Annotated in this window: 26 protein-coding genes; 15 read left to right on the top strand and 11 right to left on the bottom strand. The window is 44.5% G+C overall.

Annotation, left to right across the window (positions count from 1 at the left end; genetic code table 11):
- Nucleotides 1–8 precede the first annotated feature (8 nt).
- The 4 genes from AQUSIP_RS09985 to AQUSIP_RS09970 are packed head-to-tail and all read left to right on the top strand — an operon-like array spanning nt 9 to nt 4,568.
- A complete protein-coding gene (locus tag AQUSIP_RS09985) occupies nt 9–1,532 on the top strand; it encodes a TolC family protein (RefSeq protein ID WP_114833883.1) in 1,524 nt (507 codons plus the stop codon).
- A complete protein-coding gene (locus AQUSIP_RS09980) occupies nt 1,533–2,687 on the top strand; it encodes an efflux RND transporter periplasmic adaptor subunit (protein WP_114833882.1) in 1,155 nt (384 codons plus the stop codon). It abuts the gene before it with no gap.
- A complete protein-coding gene (locus AQUSIP_RS09975; RefSeq protein ID WP_114833895.1) occupies nt 2,680–3,345 on the top strand; it encodes an ABC transporter ATP-binding protein in 666 nt (221 codons plus the stop codon). The genes AQUSIP_RS09980 and AQUSIP_RS09975 overlap by 8 nt, the downstream gene beginning before the upstream one ends.
- 17 nt (nt 3,346–3,362) lie before the next feature.
- Nucleotides 3,363–4,568: an acyl-CoA dehydrogenase gene (locus AQUSIP_RS09970; protein WP_114833894.1), complete on the top strand. Its 1,206-nt coding sequence runs from the start codon at nt 3,363–3,365 to the stop codon at nt 4,566–4,568.
- 76 nt (nt 4,569–4,644) lie between these two features.
- On the opposite strand, the gene ccmB is transcribed toward AQUSIP_RS09970, so the two are convergent.
- The 4 genes from ccmB to AQUSIP_RS09950 are packed head-to-tail and all read right to left on the bottom strand — an operon-like array spanning nt 4,645 to nt 6,883.
- A complete protein-coding gene (gene ccmB / locus AQUSIP_RS09965) occupies nt 4,645–5,316 on the bottom strand; it encodes a heme exporter protein CcmB (protein WP_114833881.1) in 672 nt (223 codons plus the stop codon).
- Nucleotides 5,310–5,942 carry a cytochrome c biogenesis heme-transporting ATPase CcmA gene (gene ccmA / locus AQUSIP_RS09960; RefSeq protein ID WP_114833880.1) on the bottom strand — a complete coding sequence of 211 codons (633 nt, stop codon included), beginning with the start codon at nt 5,940–5,942 and terminating at the stop codon, nt 5,310–5,312. The genes ccmB and ccmA overlap by 7 nt, the downstream gene beginning before the upstream one ends.
- A 1-nt stretch (nt 5,943) precedes the next feature.
- Nucleotides 5,944–6,189, bottom strand: coding sequence for a hypothetical protein (locus AQUSIP_RS09955; RefSeq protein WP_114833879.1), 246 nt, complete (start codon nt 6,187–6,189; stop codon nt 5,944–5,946).
- A gap of 22 nt (nt 6,190–6,211) precedes the next feature.
- On the bottom strand, nt 6,212–6,883 hold the full coding sequence (locus AQUSIP_RS09950; protein ID WP_114833878.1) for a hypothetical protein: 672 nt from the start codon (nt 6,881–6,883) through the stop codon (nt 6,212–6,214).
- Nucleotides 6,884–7,109: 226 nt separating this feature from the next.
- Here AQUSIP_RS09950 and rpsO point away from each other — a divergent pair, with 226 nt between their 5' ends.
- Complete coding sequence (rpsO, locus tag AQUSIP_RS09945) at nt 7,110–7,379, top strand: 30S ribosomal protein S15 (protein ID WP_114833877.1); 270 nt, start codon at nt 7,110–7,112, stop codon at nt 7,377–7,379.
- A gap of 127 nt (nt 7,380–7,506) precedes the next feature.
- Nucleotides 7,507–9,615, top strand: coding sequence for a polyribonucleotide nucleotidyltransferase (gene pnp, locus AQUSIP_RS09940; protein WP_114833876.1), 2,109 nt, complete (start codon nt 7,507–7,509; stop codon nt 9,613–9,615).
- Between the two features lie 298 nt (nt 9,616–9,913).
- Here the strand turns inward: pnp and AQUSIP_RS09935 are convergent, their stop codons facing one another.
- Entirely contained in the window at nt 9,914–11,938 is a 2,025-nt protein-coding gene (locus tag AQUSIP_RS09935) for a hypothetical protein (protein ID WP_114833875.1), read from the bottom strand.
- 182 nt (nt 11,939–12,120) lie between these two features.
- Between AQUSIP_RS09935 and rpmH the strand changes: the two genes are divergently transcribed.
- From rpmH to mnmE, 5 genes are all read left to right on the top strand, one after another.
- Nucleotides 12,121–12,255 carry a 50S ribosomal protein L34 gene (rpmH, locus tag AQUSIP_RS09930; RefSeq protein WP_114833874.1) on the top strand — a complete coding sequence of 45 codons (135 nt, stop codon included), beginning with the start codon at nt 12,121–12,123 and terminating at the stop codon, nt 12,253–12,255.
- Nucleotides 12,224–12,616, top strand: coding sequence for a ribonuclease P protein component (gene rnpA, locus AQUSIP_RS09925; RefSeq protein WP_114833873.1), 393 nt, complete (start codon nt 12,224–12,226; stop codon nt 12,614–12,616). Before rpmH ends, rnpA begins: the two co-directional genes overlap by 32 nt.
- Complete coding sequence (gene yidD, locus AQUSIP_RS09920; protein WP_407641498.1) at nt 12,598–12,813, top strand: membrane protein insertion efficiency factor YidD; 216 nt, start codon at nt 12,598–12,600, stop codon at nt 12,811–12,813. Before rnpA ends, yidD begins: the two co-directional genes overlap by 19 nt.
- Nucleotides 12,814–12,842: 29 nt before the next feature.
- Entirely contained in the window at nt 12,843–14,543 is a 1,701-nt protein-coding gene (gene yidC / locus AQUSIP_RS09915) for a membrane protein insertase YidC (protein ID WP_114833871.1), read from the top strand.
- A 181-nt stretch (nt 14,544–14,724) separates the two neighbouring features.
- Nucleotides 14,725–16,062: a tRNA uridine-5-carboxymethylaminomethyl(34) synthesis GTPase MnmE gene (gene mnmE / locus AQUSIP_RS09910; protein WP_170131755.1), complete on the top strand. Its 1,338-nt coding sequence runs from the start codon at nt 14,725–14,727 to the stop codon at nt 16,060–16,062.
- 123 nt (nt 16,063–16,185) lie between these two features.
- Here mnmE and AQUSIP_RS09905 read toward each other — a convergent pair whose 3' ends face one another.
- The gene (locus AQUSIP_RS09905) at nt 16,186–16,899 is read right to left on the bottom strand and encodes a DUF4386 family protein (RefSeq protein ID WP_114833869.1); all 714 of its coding nucleotides are present in this window, start codon (nt 16,897–16,899) and stop codon (nt 16,186–16,188) included.
- A 196-nt stretch (nt 16,900–17,095) separates the two neighbouring features.
- On the opposite strand from AQUSIP_RS09905, the gene AQUSIP_RS09900 reads away from it, so the two are divergent.
- Together AQUSIP_RS09900 and AQUSIP_RS09895 are read left to right on the top strand one after the other, a co-directional pair.
- On the top strand, nt 17,096–17,761 hold the full coding sequence (locus AQUSIP_RS09900; RefSeq protein ID WP_114833893.1) for a phosphoribosyltransferase: 666 nt from the start codon (nt 17,096–17,098) through the stop codon (nt 17,759–17,761).
- Nucleotides 17,758–18,426 carry a dienelactone hydrolase family protein gene (locus AQUSIP_RS09895; protein WP_325048278.1) on the top strand — a complete coding sequence of 223 codons (669 nt, stop codon included), beginning with the start codon at nt 17,758–17,760 and terminating at the stop codon, nt 18,424–18,426. Before AQUSIP_RS09900 ends, AQUSIP_RS09895 begins: the two co-directional genes overlap by 4 nt.
- Before the next feature lie 166 nt (nt 18,427–18,592).
- On the opposite strand, the gene AQUSIP_RS09890 is transcribed toward AQUSIP_RS09895, so the two are convergent.
- Nucleotides 18,593–18,991, bottom strand: a complete 399-nt coding sequence (locus AQUSIP_RS09890) for a hypothetical protein (protein ID WP_114833868.1) — start codon at nt 18,989–18,991, stop codon at nt 18,593–18,595.
- Nucleotides 18,992–19,192: 201 nt separating this feature from the next.
- Here AQUSIP_RS09890 and AQUSIP_RS09885 point away from each other — a divergent pair, with 201 nt between their 5' ends.
- Nucleotides 19,193–19,903 carry a hypothetical protein gene (locus AQUSIP_RS09885; protein ID WP_114833867.1) on the top strand — a complete coding sequence of 237 codons (711 nt, stop codon included), beginning with the start codon at nt 19,193–19,195 and terminating at the stop codon, nt 19,901–19,903.
- A gap of 20 nt (nt 19,904–19,923) precedes the next feature.
- Here the strand turns inward: AQUSIP_RS09885 and AQUSIP_RS09880 are convergent, their stop codons facing one another.
- From AQUSIP_RS09880 to AQUSIP_RS09865, 4 genes are read right to left on the bottom strand one after another with little or no spacing between them, the layout of a single operon-like run.
- A complete protein-coding gene (locus AQUSIP_RS09880; RefSeq protein ID WP_197737850.1) occupies nt 19,924–20,832 on the bottom strand; it encodes a phytanoyl-CoA dioxygenase family protein in 909 nt (302 codons plus the stop codon).
- A gap of 19 nt (nt 20,833–20,851) precedes the next feature.
- A complete protein-coding gene (locus AQUSIP_RS09875; protein ID WP_114833866.1) occupies nt 20,852–21,760 on the bottom strand; it encodes a pseudouridine-5'-phosphate glycosidase in 909 nt (302 codons plus the stop codon).
- Between the two features lie 48 nt (nt 21,761–21,808).
- Nucleotides 21,809–22,741 (bottom strand): carbohydrate kinase family protein, encoded by a 933-nt coding sequence (locus tag AQUSIP_RS09870; RefSeq protein ID WP_114833865.1) that lies wholly within the window; start codon nt 22,739–22,741, stop codon nt 21,809–21,811.
- Nucleotides 22,738–23,280: a YbhB/YbcL family Raf kinase inhibitor-like protein gene (locus AQUSIP_RS09865; protein ID WP_232058667.1), complete on the bottom strand. Its 543-nt coding sequence runs from the start codon at nt 23,278–23,280 to the stop codon at nt 22,738–22,740. Before AQUSIP_RS09865 ends, AQUSIP_RS09870 begins: the two co-directional genes overlap by 4 nt.
- 247 nt (nt 23,281–23,527) lie before the next feature.
- On the opposite strand from AQUSIP_RS09865, the gene AQUSIP_RS09860 reads away from it, so the two are divergent.
- On the top strand, nt 23,528–24,403 hold the full coding sequence (locus AQUSIP_RS09860) for an NAD(P)/FAD-dependent oxidoreductase (protein WP_114833864.1): 876 nt from the start codon (nt 23,528–23,530) through the stop codon (nt 24,401–24,403).
- The last annotated feature ends 45 nt before the right edge of the window (nt 24,404–24,448 follow it).

Here is a 24,448-nt window from a genome sequence, read left to right as displayed (position 1 = left end):
TTAATGGCATGCGAAAAATTTCTGCTTATTATAAAAATTATCCGGATGTTTTCGCAGCATTTGCAATGACGGCTGCTGCATCATCTTTAAGTTGGCACCGGAAAGTGCTTGTTAACCGACTGTTTTGTTTGATCGTTCTTTTTCTTTTTCTTTCAAGTATAGCGAATGCCAAAGCGCCATTATTTCCAGAACAAAAAAAAATCCGCAAGATGGATTCGCCGCAGCCCGATTCTACAAACCATTCGCTAACGCTTTCTCTTAACGAAGCCATTCTTGTTGCTGTGCGAGATAATCCTAATGTGCAGCAATCCCAATTAAGTTATGTTTCACAAAAATTCAATTTGTGGGTTCAGCAATGGCAGTTTTATCCGCATTATGCCTTTCAGGCATCTGCGACAGGCGGGGAGACCAACAGCTTTAATATTCAACCCAGTGTTTCACTGCTGACGCCAGTTGGTACACAGGTTTCGCTTGCTTCGGCGAATACGGAGACAAATCATTATAGCCCAAATTTGTCTTTCAAAGTCATGCAGCCGCTTATGCGCGGTTTTGGTAAAGCGATTGTTGAATCGGCACTCAACAATGCCAAAGACACGGAAGTCATTTCACGTCTGACGGTGGAAGGGACCTTGCGCAGCACAATCACTGCTGTGATTAACGCTTATCTTGATGTGGTGACAGCGGAAAGAACGATCGCCATTGATGAAGCTGCGGTAAAGCGCGCAGAAAAATCGGTTGAACAGACTAAATTATTTATTAAGGCCGGACATAAAGCTGGAAATGAATTAGTGACTGTTCAAGCCGACGTGGCCAGCAGTAAATCTCAACTGGAAAATGACAAAAATAATCTTGTGCAGGCACGCTATGCATTATTGACCGCCATTGGAATGGATCCTAATACACCCGTTCGATTCACGACACTCAACCCGGAAAATTTAATTAAAAAATATCATCTTCCTTTGCTCGATCAGGCTAAGCAATTAACATTACATAATGATATTCAATATCAGATTGATCAGATTACCCTGCATGGTCCCACCACGCGCAGTTTGATGGTTGCTGAAGACAATACCCGATGGCAACTTAATCTCACTGCTAATGCGGCCACCCGCAATGCGGGAAGCAATAATGTGGAATTGGCATTACAAATTCCTATTGACGACCAGCTTTCCAAACAAGCTGTCGTCAATGCAAAAATTGCACTGAAGCAGGCTGAACTTGCACTCATGCAGGAAAAATGGAGCAAAGAAACGAGCGCGATCAATGGCTGGAATAATGTCGTGAGCGCAGAAAGAGCGTTGCGTTTTGCAGAAGACGCAGAAGTGCTACAGGAAAAAACTTATAATATTAGTTATCAAAAATATGCCCATGGTCTGATCGATAGTCTTGAATTGCAAACAGCGCAGGTGCAATTGATTCAATCCCAGCAAACCTTGCTGAACGCGCAAATTGGTTACCTGAAGGCGCTAGTGAATCTGGATTTGTTAATAGGGAATACACTTAATACATGGGATATAAAGGTGAGGTTGTAAATGAAAAATCAGAGCCATTTGTTTTATCTGCCGCTGATTGTGTTAACAGTGTTATGTCTGCTTTCTGCCTGCTCCCGAGAGCCAAAAGTGGAAGGCGGACGCGTGGTGACAATTGAAGCGCGCTCATTCGCGAACACGCTTTACTACTCTGGTACCATACAGCCATTGAAGACATTGGTGGTGCCCTGCCCCACGGACGGCGTGGTTGTCGATATGCCTTTTCAATATGGCGAAAAGGTGAAACCAGGACAATTATTGTTTTTGATTTCTTCTTCCAAATTTCTATCAGACTATAAGTCTGCCCTCATGCAATACATTAAGGCCAAAAGTGATTTTAACAATAGTCAGGGGATGCTATCCGAGGCAGAGTTTCTCCATAAAAATGAACTCATCTCCGACGATGATTATAAAATGAAAAAATCAACTTTTTATGCCAATCGTCTGGCTTTGCTCCAGGCAAAGGATGCGCTTGAAAATTTATTAAAGCAGTTGGATATCAAGGATATTAACTTGTATAAGCTTACCATCGCAGACATTGACAAGATTACCGAGGCAATGCACTTGCGGATGAGTTCTGAAAACTTACGCATTTTTTCGCCAGCGGAAGGAACAGTTCTGTCGCCGTCCAAAACGGAAGAAGAAAATAAAAAAATTTCCAAAGGCGACGCAGTTAAACAAGGCGACGTGTTGGCAGTGATTGGTGACATGAATGGCCTGTCTGTGCATATCAAAGTTAATGAGCTGACGGTGAACCAACTTAGGATAGGACAAAAAGTCAAAGTGACCGGTATTGCCTTTCCCGATGAAATATTAAAGGGCGAAATCAAACGCGTTGATAAACAAGGCGAAGCAACCAACGGCGGATTGCCGACTTTCTCTGTCGAAATCACCGTTCCTACGCTGACAGCCGCACAGCAAAAAATGATTCATGTGGGCATGAGCGCAAAGGTGGAAATTAATATCGAGGAGGCGCCGCAAATCATGATACCCTTTGCAGCGCTTAGCGAGAAAAACGGCGCCACTTATATACGACGCTATGACACGAAAACAGGAAAAACGCCCTGGGTCGAAGTAAAGACGGGAAAAGCAACAGCCGATACGGTGGCCATTCTTTCCGGATTAAAAGCAGGAGATAAAATTGTCATCCCTGGTTAGTCTCGAAAATGTATCGAAAGTTTATCAGCTTGGCGAGCATGCTTTTTCGGCGCTGAAAAATATTTATTTTGAACTGGAACGCGGCGAGATGACAGCGATTGTCGGTGCGTCGGGATCAGGGAAATCGACCCTGATGAACATCATTGGGTTTCTGGATCGCTGTACCACAGGGCGTTATCTTTTCGCCGGTGCAGATGTCTCAGATCTGGCTGAGCAGGATCTCGCGGGAATACGCAATACCAAAATTGGTTTCGTTTTCCAGTCTTTTTTCTTGCTGCCTCGGTCAAATGCGCTGCAAAATGTGATGCTGCCTCTATTTTATCGCGGTACGCCCAGACAAGAGGCGAAAGAGAATGCAATGCATCTACTTGATAAAGTAGGTGTAGGCCATTTGGCTTATCATAAACCGAACCAATTGTCCGGCGGCCAGCAGCAACGCGTCGCGATTGCACGCGCTTTGGTGACCAACCCAGAAATTATTCTTGCTGATGAACCAACGGGTGCGCTAGATTCGCAGACAGGCGAAGAAGTGATGCAATTATTTGTTGATTTGAATCGCAATGAAGGCAGAACCATTGTTATCATCACCCACGATAATGAAGTGAGCCGGCGCTGCCAGCGTGTAGTGACTATAAAGGACGGGAGAATAGCATGTTAAGCGTGAAAGGAGACAGCATGACCAAGACAAAACCATCCATCTTCCAATGGGACGATCCCCTTTTTCTCGATGACCAGTTAACTGAAGAAGAGCGCATGATACGTGATTCTGTGCGCGCATTTGCACAAGAGCAATTGCAGCCAAATGTTATCGAAGCTTTTAGCAATGAAAAATTTGATCCAGCCATTATGCGCGAAATGGGTAAGGCAGGCATATTAGGCGCGACGATTCATGGTTACGGCTGTGCCGGCGTAAATTATGTTTCTTATGGTCTCATCATGCGCGAACTGGAACGGGTCGATTCAGGTTATCGCTCTGCGGCCAGTGTGCAATCGAGTTTGAGCATGCACGCTATTTATGCTTATGGCAGCGAAGCGCAAAAACAAAAATTTCTTCCGAAAATGGCACAGGGCGAATGGATCGGCTGTTTCGGTCTCACAGAACCGAACCATGGCTCGGATCCTGCTGGCATGGAAACGCGAGCAAAATCCGTTGAAGGCGGCTATGTGTTAAAGGGCAGTAAAATGTGGATCACCAACTCGCCCATCGCCGATGTCTTTGTGGTCTGGGCAAAGAATGATAAGGGCAGAATTCGCGGATTTATTTTGGAAAAAGGGATGAAAGGACTATCTGCCCCTGTGATGCACGGTAAGTTAAGCCTGCGCGTTTCGATCACGGGTGAAATTACGATGGATGACGTGTTTGTGCCGATGGAAAATGAATTGCCCGGCGCAGACGGTTTATCAGGCCCGCTTGGCTGTCTGGATAATGCGCGCTACGGCATTGCCTGGGGAGCGCTGGGCGCCGCGGAATTTTGCTGGCATGCGGCGCGTCAGTACGCGCTTGAGCGCAAGCAGTTCGGGCATCCCATCGCGGCAAACCAGCTGATTCAAAACAAGCTTGCAATCATGCAAACCAATATCACATTGGGATTGCAGGGTTGTCTGCGTCTTGGACGCCTGAAAGATGAAGGGCGGGTTGAAACACCCATGATTTCCATGATGAAGCGTTTTTCAACATTAACTGCGCTTGATGTCGCACGGGAATCACGCGATATTCATGGTGGAAATGGCATTACTGAAGATTATCAGGTGATTCGCCATATGTTGAATCTGGAAACGGTAAAAACCTATGAAGGCACAGCGGACATTCACGCGCTTATCCTCGGCCGATCGCAAACAGGTATTCAGGCGTTTAAACCGCTTGGGAATGTGAGTAAGTAAATTTTTACTTTTTGTTCCGCGCGCGGGGTACACTATCCTTGCATTCGATCTGTCACCCGCGCGCTTATCACAGTGGCTAATTATCTAAACTAATCCTAAGCGTTGCCGCAATCGTCCAGGGCAGGACGGTGATCGCAAATACAGAGAGTCCCGCTAAAAAAGCCAAGGGGCCTGCTATAGCAGAAAATGTTTGCGATTGCTGGACAATCATCACGCCAAAAATAAGCACCGGCGTGACCAGCGGCAGAATGAGCAGGCCCAGCAGGACGCCTTGCTGTCTTAATCCCAAGGTGAGCGAAACGCCGAGACTGCCTATCAATGTTAAAATGGGTGTGCCTAGCAGCAGGCTGAGACACAGGGCGGTAATGGCTGTGCCGGAAAGATTAAACATCAAACCTAACAAAGGTGTTAATACAATTAAAGGCAGTTGAGTAACGAGCCAATGTGCGAACAGTTTTGCCAATAGCAGTAAAGTTAGGGGAATTTCGCTTAAAAGAAACTGCTCGGCGCTTCCTTCTTCCATATCAGTAAAAAACACATTCTCAATTGATAGCAAACTTGCAAGCAAAGCAGCAATCCAGATGCAGCCGGGGATGAATTGCTGTAAAAAAACCGGGTCAGGCGTGTAAGCCAGGGGAAAGAGACTCACGACAATGACAAAAAATCCCAACGGATAAAGCCATTCCTGTGATCGCCGCAAAAGCAGTATTAATTCCAGATAAAAAACATACAGAGCCGCTTTCAACATGGCTGCAGCCTAAGTGTTTGCACGCCTGAACTTTTTACGGCGATGGCATGGTGTGAACTGATGACAGCGATGCCGCCCTTTTGTAAATGGTTTTCCAAGTGGAATAAAAATAATTGCTGTGTTTGATGGTCGAGTGCGGTAAGGGGCTCATCCAACAGCCAGAGTGGTTTCCAAACCAGAAATAATTTTGCTAATGCTAAACGGCGCTTTTGTCCCGCAGATAAAAATTTTGCCTGCGTGTTTTTATCTCCGTCCAACTGCAACATGGATAACACGGTGTCATAGGCGATAGCGGAAGTAGATAAACCAAGCTGGCATATCAGGCGCAAATTTTCTGTGACAGTCAGGCCGGTTTTAATGCCGTTTGGATGCCCCACATAATGTAGGTGATGCCAATAAGCGGCCCGCAAATGCTGAATAGGCGTCCCGTCCCAGAAAACATCCCCCTCAGATGGCGTAGATAAGCCCGTTAGCAACCGCAGTAAACTCGATTTGCCAGATCCATTTGGCCCTTCCACAAACAGGACATGGCCGGGAATCAATGAAAAGGAAATGTGGGTAAAAAGAGTCTTGTGCTGTCGAATGCAGCCGAGATTCATTGCCTTTAATGTGATTTTCCTATCCATGTTAACGTTTTTTATTTTGGCTGTATAAAATTCCAGGATCAGCAGTTAAATTCATGTCTATCTCCATTCTGTATTCATCATCCATGCGCGGATCATCTGTTGCGGTCCTTTTTCCATTCTGATTGCGTGGATCTTCGGCAGAATAGATTGAGACAATCGTAAGAGGTCGGGCGCTTTTAATCTGCATCTGTTGGAAAAGCAGGCTGGGATGAGAAGCATCATAGGTAAATTTTTTTCGGGTATCCACTGTTATTTCCTTTTTTAAATGACTAATTGAACAGATAGCGTATACCTAAGCCGATATCATTCGATCCGGAGTTACCCGCGCGATAGAGACCATAAGCACCAGAGCGATGGTGAATGCGTGCAACGAGTTGCCAGTTTGGATGATCCGGTAGTGCAAACGTGGCTTCCAGCATCAAATAATTGAGCAGGCGTTTGGTATTATCATTGTCTTTCTTTTCGATGGAGGGCACGGAACTAGCATAAGAAATACCTTCGCCTATGGCAAAGGAGGTATTGATATAAGCATTCCAGGGCAAGTTGGCCCATCGGAACATGAGATAAGGATCAAACTCATAAATCGTATTTTCATTGCTGCCATTACGTACAGTGATATTGCCCGCCACTTGCACGACACCTACCAGAGGGCTCAGCCATCGGCGCAGGAAATTTTCTTCACTTAGGGTGTGGGCAAGCTCGAGAGATTGAATGTGCTCGGGCCAACGGTGAAAGCCACCCGTCAATATTCTGAGAAGGGGGTCGGTGCCGGTAATCCCATAATAATACATAACAGAGTTAGGGTAGCGGTCATAAAGTTTTTGACCTTGTGGAAATGCGTCGGGTATCGCTGGTTGCCCAATGGGAGCGGCTAAGACCGCGGAAGAAAGCAAGAACCCTGTTAAGATGGCGAGAAATCTTATTTTTATTGGATATAACATTATTTCATTTCCTGAGTTAGTACGTAGATCTATGATATTGACGGATATATTACCTGAATCAGTAAAGATGACAAAGGATGATCCAGCTAGCTGGCCTCTTTTCTACTAAAACCGAGGGATGGCAATCTTTTCGCTATTTGCTGTCCGGGGCTTGTTCCGGGAGGAGCTCCCCGTTACAATAACTGGCTTTTATAGATCTATAAGAATTTTAGTGGAGATTGTATTCATGTCGTTAACAACCGCTGCCAAGGCGCAGATTGTCAAAACATTCAAGCAAAGCAAGAACGATACAGGCTCGCCCGAAGTGCAGATTGCGCTGCTTACCGCGCGTATTAATACTTTAACAGAACATCTGAAAGTGCATAAACACGATTTTCATACCCGTTTCGGTTTGACCAAGCTAGTTAGCCAGCGCCGCAGACTGATGCGTTATCTGAAGGGCAAGGATTTACAGCGTTATCAGCATGTAATCAAAGAGTTAGATATACGTGGCTAATCAAGACGCCTTGACTAAAGTCGTTTTCCACGTGGTAACAACAAGTAGTCCTGGAAATCCTCATCATTAGGGTGGGTGGTTGTCCGGGATTTCGTCATTTATTTAGATAGAAAATTTAGGTGATATTTTGACTGCAATTAAAAAGACATTTCGTTATGGCAATCATACGGTAACCCTTGAAACAGGGACCATTGCCCGGCAGGCGACTTCTGCTGTTATGGTAAGCATGGATGATACGGTTGTACTGGTGACATTGGTCGCTCAGGAGTCCGAATCAGAAAGCAGAGACTTTTTCCCTCTCACAGTAAACTACCAGGAACGTACTTATGCCGCTGGTCGTGTTCCAGGCGGCTATTTCAAGCGTGAAGGTAAGCCGAGTGAGAAAGAAACCCTTACTTCCCGGTTAATTGACCGGCCTTTACGTCCACTTTTTCCCAAGGGTTTCAATTTTGAAGTTCAGGTCATTGCAACGGTGATGTCCATGAACCCGGAAATTAACCCGGATATTCCCGCCATGATTGGTGCGGCCGCTGTTGTAGCGCTTTCTGGGATGCCCGTTCCAAGCCATTTGGCGGCTGCGCGGGTAGGCTATCAGGATGGGCAATATATTTTAAACCCCACTATTCCCCAGTTGGAAACGTCTCAATTGGATATGGTGGTAGCTGGCACCGAAAATGCCGTGCTGATGGTCGAATCAGAAGCTAAAGAATTGCCCGAATCCGTCATGCTGGGTGCAGTGATGTTTGCACACCGTGAAATGCAGACGGTGATCAAGGTCATCAAGGAAATGGTCAGTGAAGCTGGTATCGTTCCGTGGGACTGGACGCCGCGAGCTGTGAATCCGGCCGTTGAAAAACGGGTGACCGAACTGTGTCAGGCTGATATTGAAAAGGCTTATCAAATTAAGGACAAACAGGAGCGTCAGGATACCATTGCCAAATTGCGCGAGCAGGCGATTGAGAAGATGCTGGCCGAAAACGCAGGCAAGGCAGAAGATGAAATTGCGCTGGAAGCCGATATCAGCTATGTGTTCAATAACATTGAGCGCAATATTGTGCGCAGCCGTATCCTGCAAGGTCAACCACGCATAGATGGTCGAGACACAACCACGGTTCGACCGATTTCCATCCAGGTGGGATTATTACCGCGTACACATGGCTCGGCCCTGTTTACACGTGGCGAAACCCAGGCGCTAGTCGTGGCGACGTTGGGCACCGAACGGGATGCACAAGTCATTGATGCGTTGGAAGGCGAACGCAAAGAAAACTTTATGCTGCATTACAACTTTCCGCCCTATTCGGTGGGCGAAGTCGGTATGGTGGGCAGTCCGAAACGGCGTGAAATCGGCCATGGTAATTTGGCGAAACGCGGTGTGGCACCTGTGCTGCCTTCACAGAAAGATTTTTCTTATGTTTTGCGTGTGGTGTCTGAAATTACCGAATCGAATGGTTCCAGTTCCATGGCAACCGTTTGCGGCACGAGCCTTGCACTCATGGATGCCGGTGTGCCGATCAAGTCCCATGTGGCGGGCGTGGCCATGGGTCTTGTGAAGGAAGGCGACCAGTACGCTGTGCTTACCGATATTCTGGGTGATGAAGATCATCTTGGCGATATGGACTTTAAAGTCGCCGGTACCACAAGTGGTGTAACCGCATTGCAAATGGATATCAAAATTGACGGTATTACTGAAACGATCATGCAGCGCGCGCTTGAGCAGGCTGCTCAGGGTCGTATGCATATTCTGGGCATCATGAACCAGGCTATTCATGGCCCACGTCAGGAAATGTCCGCTTATGCGCCGCGCATTTTAACCATGCGCATTCCAACCGATAAAATCCGTGATGTAATCGGTAAAGGCGGCATCACTATCCGAGCGCTGACAGAAGAAACTGGCACCGTGGTGGATATCAGTGATGACGGCGCAGTCAAAGTGGCAGCTGCTGATCTTGCTGCCTGCGAAGAAGCCATCCGTCGTATCGAGCGCCTGACAGCTGATGTCGTGGTCGGCAATATCTATGAAGGTACTGTGACCAAGCTTATGGATTTCGGCGCCATTGTCAGCATACTACCTGGTAAACAGGGACTGGTGCATATCTCCCAGATTGCCAATGAGCGCGTCGCGCAAGTGAGCGATAAACTGGCTGAAGGTCAAGTAGTCAGAGTGAAAGTACTTGAAATCGATCGCCAGGGACGAATCCGCTTGAGCATGAAGGAAGTCGAAATACAAAGTCAGTAAATGATGTGAAGCGTAAAAAGGCACTCGATTGAGTGCCTTTTTTTTGTTGATGAAATTGCATCTGTTATTGCGAGCGTAGCGAAGCAATCCAGACCTCCTTCGATATAAACTGCACAATGCCGTCATCCTGAGCAAAGCGAAGGATCTCCCGATATACAAAAGGAGATCCTTCGCTTTGCTCAGGATGACAGCATTATCAAGCATTTTGTAAAATGGCCAAGATCCAGTCTTGGATTGCTTCGCTACGCTACGCTCGCAATAACAGATGCAATTTCATCAACGAAATAGGTAACTGGATTTAACTGCGCTTTTGATTAGCTACAACAGCGCCGGAGGATAAGATATGAGTGAAATCCGGCAGGTCCTTTTGATATTCGCGCTGAAGGTGCGAGACAGCTTCTTCTAAAGTCCAATTAGTGCCAAGCTTGGCAAGCCATTTTGCTGAAAGCTCCTCGTTACCGATGAGCTTGTAATGGATGGCTAATGCTGCTGAGATGTCTAGCTGCACTTGAGGATCGGATTTATCTAAGAGCATGGCGTTGAAAAAGTTTTTCACGTGATTCATGCCCATTGTGTTTCCCGAGATCATGGCACGCAAAAATGCAAGTATACAAGATCTATTAGCCGGTTTGATGACGGGTGTGACACTTCCTTTTTTACTGGTCAAGCTGATGGAGTCAAATCGTTTGGTAACGTCCGAGATTTCCACTTCAAAAAAACCATTTTGTTCATAGTAATCTTGAGAGTGAGCCAAAGGAACAGCCGGATTGGAAATAGGAAACGATCGCGGATTTTGGCGTTTGCTCGCGCCTTTAATACCAAAAGCCTGAAATAATTTTGCTTTAACTTTGTAGAAAAGTGAAAAACTGCCAATTTGTAATTTGGCCTTCGCGCTTAGCACATCTATTTTATGACCGCCTACTGTTTTGGATTTATATTCATAATCGCGCACGTATCTGCCCCACGGATTTCTCAGCAGAACATACTTGCGTCCATCACGTTCATAACAATTTTCAACCTGATAGGAATGTGAACCCGCAAGACCTTTTGATAAAGGTTCACCCGTTTTGGATATTCTGTTTTTCACCATTTTTTTGCCCACACCTTCTTTGGTAGACAGCGTTACCAACTGTCCTTGTTGAAGCTGTTCTTTTATATATTCATAATTTTCGTCTTGCGCTGAAGTAGTGTGGGTTTTCAATCCGCGTTTGTAGGGTATTTCTTTATCAATGAAGTGAAAAATTTTCTGCTTAGCCCTTTCTTCCACGTTGCTTACATCAGTCAGCGTCATGTATTTATTGAATTTTGTTTTGATTGATTCACGGGCACTATCAAGCACATGGATGTATTCAAAAAAGGGTCTATTTTCCTGGACAAGAGAAGCGGATGTTTTGAAATCAATGCATCGAATGAAATAAATAGCTTCAGGCGAACGGTAATCGCCAAATATTTTATTCAGGTACAGCTTTGCCTTATCAACTAACTTTTTTTCTAACAATGTATTTATATTGTCGGGTAATTTCTCACCGGTTAAATAAGAAGCGTTGAAGGTGGCTATGTGACTTAGAAATGTAGCAAAAAAGTAATCCTCATCAATTTCAGTCTCAAGATCATGACGTAATGCTTTTACACCAAGTAATGAAGCATAAGCCACACGGGAGCTCCCTGAAGTCAGCCCCGATTTATGATCAACGCGATGCTTCGCAAAGCTTTTTTCTGTGCTTTCTACGTCAGCTAACTTTAAATTTTTAAAGCTTGGCGGAAGTGTTTTTTTGGGGTGTGATGTCAGTTCAGCGAATGCCTTATGGATATTATGTTTGTTATTAAGCAATGCTTCAATAATGTATTCTTGATCTTCAGTATATTTATTTTGATCCACGATCATATGATGGAAGGCATAAGCCTTTTCAATCATATAAATGGCGTCATGGCTGTGGGTATTTCTGCCTAGAGGCAGAAATCGGTTGCGCCCGACTATCTTGGTGGGGTCCATGACATACGTAAAAATTTTATTTGGATCTTCTACATCATATAGCGTGACTTCCACGTCGCCGTTTTCATTTATTTTTAAAATCTTGTTGATATAAGCGGGATCACGTTCAAGGATGGTACTCAAAGTGGAAAGAAGATAGCAGTTGCCAATGCCGAATTGTTGAATGTCCGTGACTTTGGGAGGAACAGTCTTGATCTGATGAAGGTCTGCTTTGACAAAAACGAGACCTTTGGCCATTTCTTTTTTCAGGTCACTATCCCGAATTTCCATTCGAATGTGGCGTGCTCCTTCTGTTGCTTGATAAGCACTAACTACCTGATGGCTCAGCATCTCTTTATACCTCGCATAATATTTACTTATTATATGTTCAATTTGTGAACAAAATCTTAAATCGGGGTAATAATATATATATAACGAAGATACTAGCTAAATAGCCAGATCAATTGACAAATTTTCCGGCTCCCCCTAAGATAAGCCCCCTCTAGAGAAAGTAATTTGGGATTGGATTAGCTATGAAAAGAACTTATCAACCTAGTGTTTTAAAAAGAAAAAGAACCCACGGATTCCGTGCCCGTATGGCAACCAAAAATGGACGTGCTGTATTGAGCCGGCGTCGTGCTAAAGGGCGGGCAAGACTCGCTGTCTAAATTCACCCGTACCAGCAGGCTGAAAACCAAACAGGAATTCCAGTTTGTGTTTGCCAAGCCTGGTAAAGTCGCGCATAAATACTTACTTGCCCTGTACAGGCCTAATGAGCGTTCACATGCGCGATTAGGCATCATTGTTGGCAAGCATCACATCAAAACAGCCGTAGCCAGAAACCAGTTAAGGCGGGTGATTCGCGAAAGCTTCCGGCACCACCAGGAAGCACTAAAAGGGCTTGATATCATTGTACTGGTGCGTTCAGAATGTACGTCCCTCCTGCGCTCTTTGCAGGGCAAAAAAATATTGCGAGATGACATTGGGAACTTATGGCAAGCATTAATAAAATGTTCACGGCTGTCTTAATCAGCCTGATTCGCCTGTATCGCCTTGCTATCAGTGCCTTGCTGGGACATTGTTGCCGATTTGAGCCGACCTGCTCTACTTATGCCATGGAAGCGATCAAACGCCATGGCTGTTTAAAGGGGTGTCGCCTCATGATCATGCGGCTGTTGCGGTGTCATCCATGGCATCCGGGCGGTATGGACCCTGTACCTAAATAATCCTCACTAAAACGGTTTAGAAGTCGACTATGTTAGAGAAATTACAAGATTACATCCGAGTTACACTTTATATCCTTCTGGTGATTGTCAGCTTTTTACTTTTCCAGGCTTGGGAAAAAGACCATCCCAAGCCTGAACTTCCTGTTCCGGTTGAAACAAAAGAGATGCCTTCCGGCCGGTATATTCCCCAGGCGACAGACACGGCAGTCAGTGCACCTGCCGCAGCCAGTATGGCAACGGCTGCCCAGTCAGGTGTTCCTTCTCTTGCTGCGCCACCTGCAATGGGAAAACTGATAAAGGTCACGACAGATGTGCTCGAGGTAACGATTGATACCCGTGGTGGCGATATCATTGAAGCCAAGTTATTGAAATATCCGGAATCGCTGGGCTCCAAAACACCGTTTTCCTTGCTGAATGATGATGCTAAATCCCGTTATATTGCAGAAAGCGGTTTGTTAAGCAAACTGGGACCGGATACTCCGGAAAGCCAGGCGCTTTATACTTCAGATAAACCATCCTATACTCTTAATCCGGGTGAAAATGATCTGACCGTCAGGCTCGACTGGCAAAAAGATGGTGTTAAGGTAAGCAAGGTATTCACTTTTATCCGTGATAGTTACGAAGTAAAAGTGGGTTATGAGATCATTAATCAATCCCAACAGACGTGGGAAGGCAACCTTTATACTCAATTGATGCGCACGGATAATCCGCCCCCCAGCCAGGGTGGTTTTGTGAATCTGGCAACCTATTTTGGCGCCGCAGTTTCAACGCCTCAAAAGCCGTTCCAGAAAGTGACGTTCAAGGAAATGCATCAGAATAATCTCAACCTGGTAGGCCAAGACGGCTGGGCGGCCATGATACAGCATTACTTTATTACTGCCTGGATCCCGCCTAAGACAGCGACTTCTACTTATTATTCCCGTGTGACACCCAATGGGCTTTACACGATTGGCATGATCGGGCCGGCCCTGTCGGTTGCACCAGGAAGTAAATTCTATACGGAATCCAAGCTTTATACTGGCCCTGCGATTGCGGATCGCCTGGAAAAAGCGGCGCCTAATTTGCAGTTGACCATTGATTTTGGCTGGTTCTGGTTTATTTCCGTCGCCATTTTCTGGATGATGCAGAAGATTTACGAAGTTGTAGGCAACTGGGGTTGGTCCATTGTGATGGTAACCATCATCATCAAGCTGCTGTTTTATCAATTGTCTGCCAAGAGCTATCGCTCGATGAGCGCCTTGAAAAGACTGCAGCCGCGTATCGAAGCGCTGAAAGAACGCTACGGCGATGATAGACAGAAGCTGACGCAGGCGACATTGGAATTATATCGCCAAGAAAAAGTAAATCCGATGAGCGGATGCCTGCCTATTCTTATTCAAATTCCCGTCTTTATTGCTTTATACTGGGTTTTGGTAGAAAGCGTGGAATTGCGGCAAGCTCCTTTCATTCTCTGGATTCGCGATCTTTCCCAGCATGATCCTTATTATATCCTGCCGATCCTGATGGGCATTTCCATGTTTATTCAACAGCGGTTGAGCCCACCTCCGCCAGATCCTTTGCAGGCGAAAATAATGATGGCGATGCCTGTGGTATTCACAATCATGTTCGCCAATTTTCCGGCAGGTTTGATGCTGTACTGGTTTGTGAACAATACCCTGTCGTTTATGCAACAATGGTACATTATGCATAAGCTTGAAAAAGAGTCACATGCTCGAAAGGCAAAAGGATAATCGGCAGCGCACACAGCGTTTGTTACTCAATATGGTCATTCCCGCGTAAGCGGGAATCCATTTATCCTGAATGACGGGGGTAAGCGAGGATATAACGTATTTTTCGCCTTGTATTACACAGTAGAAATAACGAACGAGTGAATAACTACCCTACCCTTCAATTATGACTCATAGCCTTCCCATCATTACAGATACCATCGTAGCTCAAGCGACACCTCCGGGACGCGGCGGGATTGCGATTGTGCGTGTATCGGGCCCGCTGGTCAAAAAAATGATGCTGGATCTTTGGGGAGAAGTGCTTGCACCTCGACAAGCAGTATATCTTCCTTTTAAAGAGGTATCGGGCGAAGTTATTGATGAGGGTATTGCGCTTTATTTTCCTAACCCACATTCCTTTACGGGTGAAGATGTATTGGAGCTGCAAGGACATGGGGGCCCTGTGGTGGTGGATTTACTTCTCCAGCGCCTGATAAACCTGGGTGCTCGGCTCGCCCGCCCGGGTGAATTTTCCGAACGTGCATTTCTAAACGGAAAAATTGATTTGGCTCAAGCAGAAGCGATTGCTGATTTAATAGATGCCTCTTCTAGACAAGCTGCCCGGCTTGCCGTACGTTCCTTGCAAGGCGCCTTTTCGAACGAAATCCAGGCGATTAATGAAAAAGTGATTCGGGTGCGCATGTTTATTGAAGCAGCGATTGATTTTTCCGAAGAAGAAATTGATTTTTTAAGCATGGAAAAAATCAGTACGGAACTTGAAAACATTCTTGATGAATTAACAGCCATACAGCAGAAAGCAAAACATGGTAGCCTTCTGCGTGAAGGTATTACGGCTGTGATTGCAGGGGAACCGAATGTAGGCAAATCCAGTTTGCTCAATAGGCTGAGTGGAAAAGAACTTGCTATTGTAACGGATATTCCTGGTACCACACGTGATGTGCTGCGCGATTATATTCTGATCGATGGCATGCCTATTCATATTATTGATACAGCGGGGTTACGTGATAGCGAAGATCGAGTTGAGCAGGAAGGAATAAAACGCGCTTATCATGAAATTGAAAAAGCAGATCTTGTGTTATACGTGCTGGATGCGAGCAAATCCGCTTCCATAGAAGGATTGCCAGATATTATTGCTTCTCGTCCAGTCATTTTTATTCATAATAAAATTGACCTGATCCAGTCTCAGCCTTCTATCAAAAATGAGAATGAAAATGCCACTATTGCGCTGTCGGCAAAAACAGGGGACGGAATTGCGTTGCTCAAAAAGCATATTAAATCTTTGGTTGGCTTCACTGATACGACCGAGGGAATTTTCCTTGCGCGAAGACGCCATCTTGACGTATTAGCAAGGGCTTTTGCGCTTGTTCAAGCCAGTATAACGCAAATGAAAGTATTTAGGTCGTGTGAGCTTGCTGCAGAAGATTTACGCTTGGCCCAGCTTGCACTAAGTGAAATAACGGGCGAATTTACCCCGGATGATTTGTTGGGACGCATATTTTCTAACTTCTGTATAGGGAAATAATGGATTTATATCTTTAAAGAAATTAACCATCTTATTTTAATAAATTTGATTTGTTATGAGTTTCATAAAAAACCCTTGCTGATTCAGCAAGGGTTTTTAAAACAGTAAAGAGAATGACAGGCTTTATTTACGCAGTGAGATCAGACCAATTCCCGTTATAAATATCCAGAGCGCGATGATACCAGGGGCTTGAACGTTAATGTGCACATCCGGAATAAGGCCGCTGTAACGCAAGGCAAGGATGAGTGTGGCAATAATAGCAATGATAAGTTGTATAACGCCGACTGCATGGGGCATTACCGTAGTGCGCAGCATGACAAAGCTGGTAATGAAGAACCAGATGAGAAGGCAACCAAAGCCCACCAAATCGCCGACGAAAACACCTAAATAACTGTGCAAAGATTGCAGCATGATGATAAGGTTTGATTGAGATTCGCCAGTTTTAGCTTGAATATAAGTCACCAGATGCCAGTTGATACTGGGTAGCATCATCAAACTGATGGTTAACGCAAGTGCGCCTGCTGTTGCAAAATACATACCGCATCGCATATTGGCTTCGTGAGGTTCAATGAAGGCATAAAATGTACCTACAGAACCGGGAATTAATAATAAGGGAAGAAGCGCATAAATAACGAGTAATGTGCGAATGGTTTCAGAGCCGGCAGCCACTTTAAATAAATTGTGCTGTTCCATACCATACAGCATGGTTTGGGCTTGAGCCAAGTTATCAATTAATAAAGTGATGCCCACAAACAAGATCGCAAAGATAACCATTGACCAGCCGCCAACGATTATCATAGTCTCATGTGCTGCGGCTTCATGCCTTGTGTAAGCCATAAACTCTCTCCTTGTTTAAATTTAGATCTAAATCTAACCCAATATCCTTTGAGGCTAATACTAATCTACCATATTTTTCTTCTGCAAGCATATCCCTGCTCTTGATAGGCTGAGTTAGCTGTAACATAGTGATTCTAATAGAGAGAGTCCGTATGTATTTGACCATTCTATGTTTATGGCCCAGAATTTTAATATTATGGAAAGGTATCGTAATCGCAAAGAAGCAGGAAAAATATTGGCGAGGGCCTTAAGTGCTTATGCTGGCCAGGATGATGTTATTGTGCTTGCTTTGCCGCGCGGAGGCGTGCCGGTTGCATTTGAAATTGCTAAAGCACTACAGGCACCGCTCGACGTTTTTATTGTGCGAAAGCTGGGTGTACCAGGACACAGTGAGCTGGCGATGGGTGCCATTGCAACGGGAGGCACAGCTGTATTTAACGAAGATATCGTGGAGCACCTGCAAATCCCCGAGTCTGCGATACAGGCAGTGATTGCGGAGGAAAAGCAGGAATTGAATCGTCGTAATGCGGCATATCGAGGCAGCCAGCCATTCCCCTCTCTTAAAGAAAAAATCATTATTCTGGTTGATGATGGAATTGCAACCGGTGCCACTGTTCGTGCTGCGATTAATGCTCTTAAACAACAGAAGCCTAAAAAAATTATTCTTGCTGTACCTGTCGCCGATCCTTCGCTGTGCGAAAAATTACAACTTATGGTGGATGAATTGTATTGCCCCTTAAAACCATCCAGCTTATATGCCGTGGGTGCATGGTATGAAGATTTTTCGCAGACAGAAGATGAAGAAGTGTATACTCTTTTAAAAGAGGCAAAGCAACTTAAAAAAAACGGGAATAAAATATGATGCTGGAATTTGAAATTGATACGGAACATCCTGTTATCATTCCCTGCGAAGATGTGCACCTCGATGGATTATTGCATATTCCGAGCGGCGTTCGTGGCATGGTTATTTTTGCCCACGGCAGTGGTAGTAGCCGTTTTAGCCAACGCAATCAGTTTATTGCTAAGGAATTACAAGAAGCGAAATTCGCAACATTATTATTTGATCTTTTAACGCATCAAGAAGAAGAAATCGATAATAGAACCATGGAATATCGATTTGATATCAATTTCCTGTCAGCACGGCTCTTGGCGGCGACAAATTGGATCCTAACGAACCCTATTCTCAATAAATTACCCATTGGGTATTTTGGAGCTAGCACAGGCGGTGGCGCTGCTTTAGTTGCAGCTGCACAGGAGCAAGATCTTGTGAAAGCAGTTGTATCACGCGGTGGCCGGCCTGATCTTGCTGGTGAGGCATTGAAACGAGTAAAAGCTGCCACCTTGCTTATTGTTGGGGGCAATGATGAGCCTGTTATTGAATTAAATGAAAAAGCATATGAAAAATTACCTGGAATAAAAAAAATCGAGATTGTTCCAGGTGCTACGCATTTGTTTGAAGAGCCAGGCAAGCTGAGTGATGTTGCGCGGCTTGCTATTAATTGGTTCGATAAATATCTGGTGAGTTAATATCGTTCCCAATGCTGTCATCCTGACCGTAGCGAAGGATGACAGCATCATCGAGTATTTTTTAAAATGACCAATGTCCAGTTTATGAGATGTCATTACAATGTTTCCCCACAATCAGCGCCCGAAAATCCCTGGGTTGCTTCGTTTGCGAAGTGGCGTCTTATATTTATTTATTCATATATAAATACCCATGCACCTGACTGCCAGGGATCGTGGTGATCATATAGCAACTTGACTTACAAGTGGATGTGGCGCAAGAGACGCTGGTCGGTGTTGTGATAACGTCACAGCCGCCACTTTCCCCGTTGCATGTGCAATCAAATGAACCGGTGATTCCTGTGCCTCCTCGCGTGCGTGCCATGATATTCACGCGGCTTTTTGACACTTTTTCAAAATAATAACCTTTTTTCAGCGTTATCTGATTGTTTTTAATGACGATCCCTTGCGGTAATTTGCCTTTAACGATCATTTTATTTTTAGATTGCGCTGCCCAAACTTGGCTCATCATACATGACAGCAGGATTGTGACCGCAATGGTAATTAAATGGTTGATATTTTTTTTCATGGCTTGCCCTCCTTCGGCTTTATTTGCCTATTATAACCAAATATTTTTCTGTCTATTTACTTTATAGAATAGATTTTAAATTAGGCTTTTGATTTCATAATATATTTAGTTTATTAATGCATTCTTGCCTTAAGATTGGTTTAAGTCTGAGAAGGGTAAAATAGGAGCAAGTTAATTAGATAATTCCGAAAAGAAATCACTATGTTTTTCAGAAAACTTTTTATAAATAATGTAGAAAAAGACAGGCTAATTAGTATATTGAAAAAAGCGCATCAATATGCGCATACCGTTATTAAAAGCTCTGCTACTTTACCTACCACGCCGATCGAAGATGTCGTTTTTATAGATGATACTGTTAGCAATATGCGGATGGATATTTTCCAATCTATCAAGTCGATTTATGGCTATCATGAAATTCACGCGAGTGATTTGGCAAATCATCTTGGCTTTAGCGACCCTTTGGCAATCGAGATAAAGAAGAGACACATCGAAAAAAGTGAAATTGGAAATTGCGGTGAATTTGTTATTCTAGCTTTGGCTTATCTTCTTGCTCATCATAAAAAAGAATTAAAAAATTATTATATTTCTGTTATGGCTTCAGGTCCTAATTTGTCCAGCATGAGCCATGCTTATTTACGCATTTTTGCTAAAAACCCCGCGGTTTCTATCGATGTTTTATTTGATCCTTCCTGCCGGCAGATTGATGAGAGAAATGATGTAAGGGCGAATATTTTTATTCGTAGCCGGCATGGCAAGCCAAACCGTTATCGTCCTTTCATAGAAGGTGAGGATGTAGAAAAAGAAATAACAAGAATTGATCCCGTCGAGATAATGTATCCTTTATCCAAAGCGTTAGCGTCTGAGGTCGATGAAATATTCACGAGTCGAAATGCGATTTATTCGTTGCAATAACGCCCTACTAAAATATTTTCCTACCAAAAACCTCTGAAAGGCATGTCAGCTGGCCGTTGCAGCCAATTTTCCGCTGCATATTCGTGCTGCCCGGACATGACATGCAGCGTATAAGCATGTCTTGATCGAGACGATAGGTTCTGCTTGCTCATGTGTGGCAAAAGGCCGTGCAACACAATCGCACTGCCGCGCGAAACTTCAAGCGGAACCATTTCCTCCAGGGGCCAGGGCGTATGGTCATAAGTTTCATAACAAATTTGATGATGTTTATCTCGTAACATTCTGGATTTAAGCGGTATTCGATGGCCTCCCGGGATAGCCCATAGACAACCATTTTCTCTATTTGCATCCTCAAGCGCGAACCACAGCCCCGTAATAGGCTGTTCTTTCACATATAAAAAAGTATTATCCTGATGACAGTTTACTTCTCCGCCCATGAAAGGCTGTTTGCAAATATACATGGATTGAACGAGCAAAGGATCTGCGATAGCCAGATCATGAATAAGGCAGGCAATTTTATGCATGCGACTAAAGCAATTAAAGACAGGATCCACATCATGCAAAGCATGCCCGATTTTATTAATAGAATATAATTTGTCTGTATTTAATTCACCTTGTGCGTTGACAGCGTTTTCTTCCAAAAAAAAGTGAATTTTATCGCCTGATTCAAGAAAATATTGGTTTTTGGTATGGCGCCTGTCTTGGGTGGAAAAAATGACTTTTATACTGCTTGCGTCAAAATTCGCAATCAGCATGTTTGCTCTATCAATGAGCAGCCGACAAATGGTCTCATTAATAAATTGAGGTAATACAAGGTAGCCATCGCGATGATAGCTTTCTTTTTGTAGGGAGTTTAAAAATGAGAAGCTTGCAGGGCTTTTCTCAAACGAAGGCATTGTATTCATGTTTTTTGCTTCATGCAGCGCCATGATATTTTCTCTCAACGTCTTAATTCAAATTTCCTAATGCCTTGGCAAGCTCCGCGCCTAGTTTCACGTTATTTTTGATTAATTGAATGTTGGTCTGCAAGCTTTGCCCTTGTGTCGCAAGCCTTACTTCATTTAAAAGAAACGGGGTAATGGCTTTTCCTCTGATATGTTGCTGCTCAGCCTTTTTAAGCGCGGCAGATATGACAGGTTCAATTATTTCCGCAGGAATTTCATCTTCAACGGGAATGGGGTTGGCGATCAACATGCCCGCTGATAAATTAAGCTGCCAGTGAGCTTGAAGTAATTTTACCAGCGCCGCCAGGTCGTCAACTTTTATGGGCAAGCTATAGGGTGAGGTTGAAGAGTAAAAGGCAGGTAAATATTCTGTGCGATATCCTACGACAGGAATGCTGAGCGTTTCCATGAGTTCCATTGTCTTGGATAAGTCCAGTATGGCTTTTGCACCCGCACAAACCAATGCGAGCGGTGTGCGTGATAATTCAATTAAATCGGCAGAAATATCCTGATCGTCACCTCGGTGTACGCCGCCAATACCGCCAGTTGCAAAAATTTTGATACCTGCATGATGCGCACAAAACAAAGTAGAAGCGACAGTTGTTCCGGCGTTTAATCCCATGCTTAAAACATAAGGTATATCCCGTTGGCTCGCTTTGACTCGCTGGCTGTCATACACTAGTGTTTCAAGTTCGGAAGATGATAAACCAATTTTGACCTTGCCTTGCATGATGGCAATGGTAGCAGGTGTAACATCATGATCTCTCGCAATTTGCTCGACAACCATGGCCGTTTCAATATTTTGCGGGAAAGGTAAGCCATGGGTAATCAAAGTGGATTCAAGCGCCAGCACGGGTTTTTTTGCCTGCATGGCTTCTCTGACTTCTGTTGAATATTCGAAAAACTGTTGCATGTTGATGTCCTTGGTTTATTTTTTATTTATACATGAATAAGGTGTGGGTTATACAGGTGATCCATGCAATGATTTCAGATGCTTCGCCGTTATACCTTGAGCGACGCTACTGCAAGATTTAAGCGTTAATGTTGCTGCAGAAGCACCAAGATAACAAGCTTCTTCTAAATTTGCCTGCTGCTGTAATCCATATAAAATCCCTGCGATAAATGCATCACCCGCCCCATTTACATCGTGAATATCGCATAACTCAATGCCTTCAAAATGCTGCTGTTGATATTCATTGACGATAACCCAGCCTGCCTTGCCCAGACTGATGACAACATTTTTGACTCCTTTATCCAACAGACGGCAGCCCGCATGGATACACTTTCTAACTGAATCAACTTCCATGTCCGTTAATGCACCTGCTTCCAGCTGATTGGGTTTGATGAGAAAAACTCCTTCCAGTTCCAATGCGGCCAGTTTGCCGGCTTTAGCGACAGACACTGGATCAATGCAAAGAGGTAGTTGCCGATGACGGCATCGCTGAATAACTTCATCAATGATAGTCACAGGCAAGTTGGTGTCAATAAAGATAAGGCTATTCTTCGTCCAACGTTCCCATGCAGGAGTAAAAGAATCGAGCTGTACCTGGTTATAAATTTCCATATCGGCTAACGCGATAAAAAGCTCGCCATCGGGTGCAAGTGCAGCATAATAGTGCGCGGTTGATGCATTTTCCAATACCAAACTGCCGTCCGTATCTACACCCAAGGATTGCATATGCGCTAGCAGTTGCCGCCCATCTCTGTCATTTCCTACAGCGCATTGCAAATGAATTTCTTTTGACCAACGCCCAAGGTTCTCTGCAATATTGCGGGCGACACCGCCAAATGTCGTGATGGATGAAACGGGATTGGATGTACCAAGAAGATAAGAGGCGGAGGACTTGAGTTTATGATCGATTGTTGCACCGCCAAGACAAAAAATTTTTTTCATGTGAGCCAGCGGCTGTAGACAGCGGTTAAAGTGACTTTCTCAATGATATGATTTTGCATGGCTTCAATCACTTTTTTAGCTTCTGCTCCCGCCGGAAGATTGAGCTTAGTATCAAGGGCGTATAAGGTAAAGACATAAGTGTGAGAAGTACCTTTGGGCGGACAAGGCCCTTTGTATTCTTCGGTTCCCCAGCTGTTTTTGCCTGTCATGACCCCAGCCGGTAGTTTGCTGACGCCTTCAGGCAGCATGGTAACAGTGTTGGGGATGTTATACAGCACCCAATGATAAAAAGGAGGAGTTGGCGCGTCCATGTCATCAACGATCAGGGCCAGACTGGTTGTTTTTGCGGGGACACCTGTCCAGCTAAGTTCGGGCGATTTATCTTTACCATCACAAGTATACAAAACAGGCAATAAGCCTTTATCAAGAAAAGCAGTGGTGTTCATGGTAAATGCATTAGCAGCCGGAGCGGTTTCAGCATAAGCCGTTATGGTGAACGCACTGAGTACGCTAGCAATGATTGGCAAGAATAGACGCATGTTCCCTCCGTGGCTGTTTTCCAAAAGTTAGAATGTCGCTTTTTCTGATCCTATCGTCAAGTACGCTTCGCCTATTATAATAAACTATTCTTATTTATACCTGGTTTTATAAAACTCGGCCGCAAGCGGCATGATTTATACGATTATCCGTATGCCCATCGGCATGATTGCCCTCTGTTCGGTGGGAAGCGATAATCAAAAAATTATTTCGATCCATTTTTTACGATAGAAGCAAAGGGTGAGGCGTATGAATGCTGCAGTGATTATAGGCGGCGGGCCGGCAGGCTGCCAGTGTGCTTTATGGCTCAGCATGCTGGGTTATAAAGCGATCATTGTTGAACAAAGCGACCGATTGGGCGGCTTACAGGCATCCAGTCCTTATCAAAATAATTGGATGCTTGGTGTAATGCATCTTACTGGGCGTGAGTATGCCAAACATATTCAACAGCACATTGAATGGATGAATATACCTGTTTTTTTTAATCAAACGCCTACTCACATTCAATCTTTATCGACAGGTTTTACTGTGCAGCTCAGCGATAAAGTCATTGACGCATATAATGTAGTGATTGCAACCGGTGTGAAACCATGTCGCGATTATTTTTCTGAATCTGCGGATACTATCATCGGCCCAGGCCAGCGTATTTTCGATTTTGATTTTGCAAATAAACGCGTTGCTATTTTGGGCGGCGGTGATAATGCGGCTGAGAATTATGATTTAATCCAACAGCAAAAACCAACAGCTTGTCATGTTTATACTCGAACCATACGTGCCCGTAAAAGTTTATGGGGGTTAGTCCATCCGGAAGATGTTTATCTATTTCCCTATGATGTAGACCAGGCTGCTAAAACAATTACTCACCAGGGCGAAACCAGGCGTTATGACGTCATTATTGTCTTATATGGCTGGGAAGCCAATTTTCCTTCCTGCCTCTTATCACTTGAGTCTGTTTTACGAGATGATCGCGGTTTCATCGCTACCGATATGTATTGCCGTACGCCGGTTGCTGGGATCTATGCCATAGGTGAAGTGGCGAATCGTATGCACCCCTGTGTGACCACCGCCATGGCAGATGGCGTGGTGGCAGCTAAAGCGATACAGGAGGACATGGATAAAAAATAAGCTTTCAGGTAGTATCAGACAACAAAATATAAGACTAACCAAAAC

The organism is Aquicella lusitana (assembly GCF_902459475.1).
Lineage (GTDB): Bacteria > Pseudomonadota > Gammaproteobacteria > DSM-16500 > DSM-16500 > Aquicella > Aquicella lusitana.
This window is presented reverse-complemented; position numbering and strand designations above follow the sequence as displayed.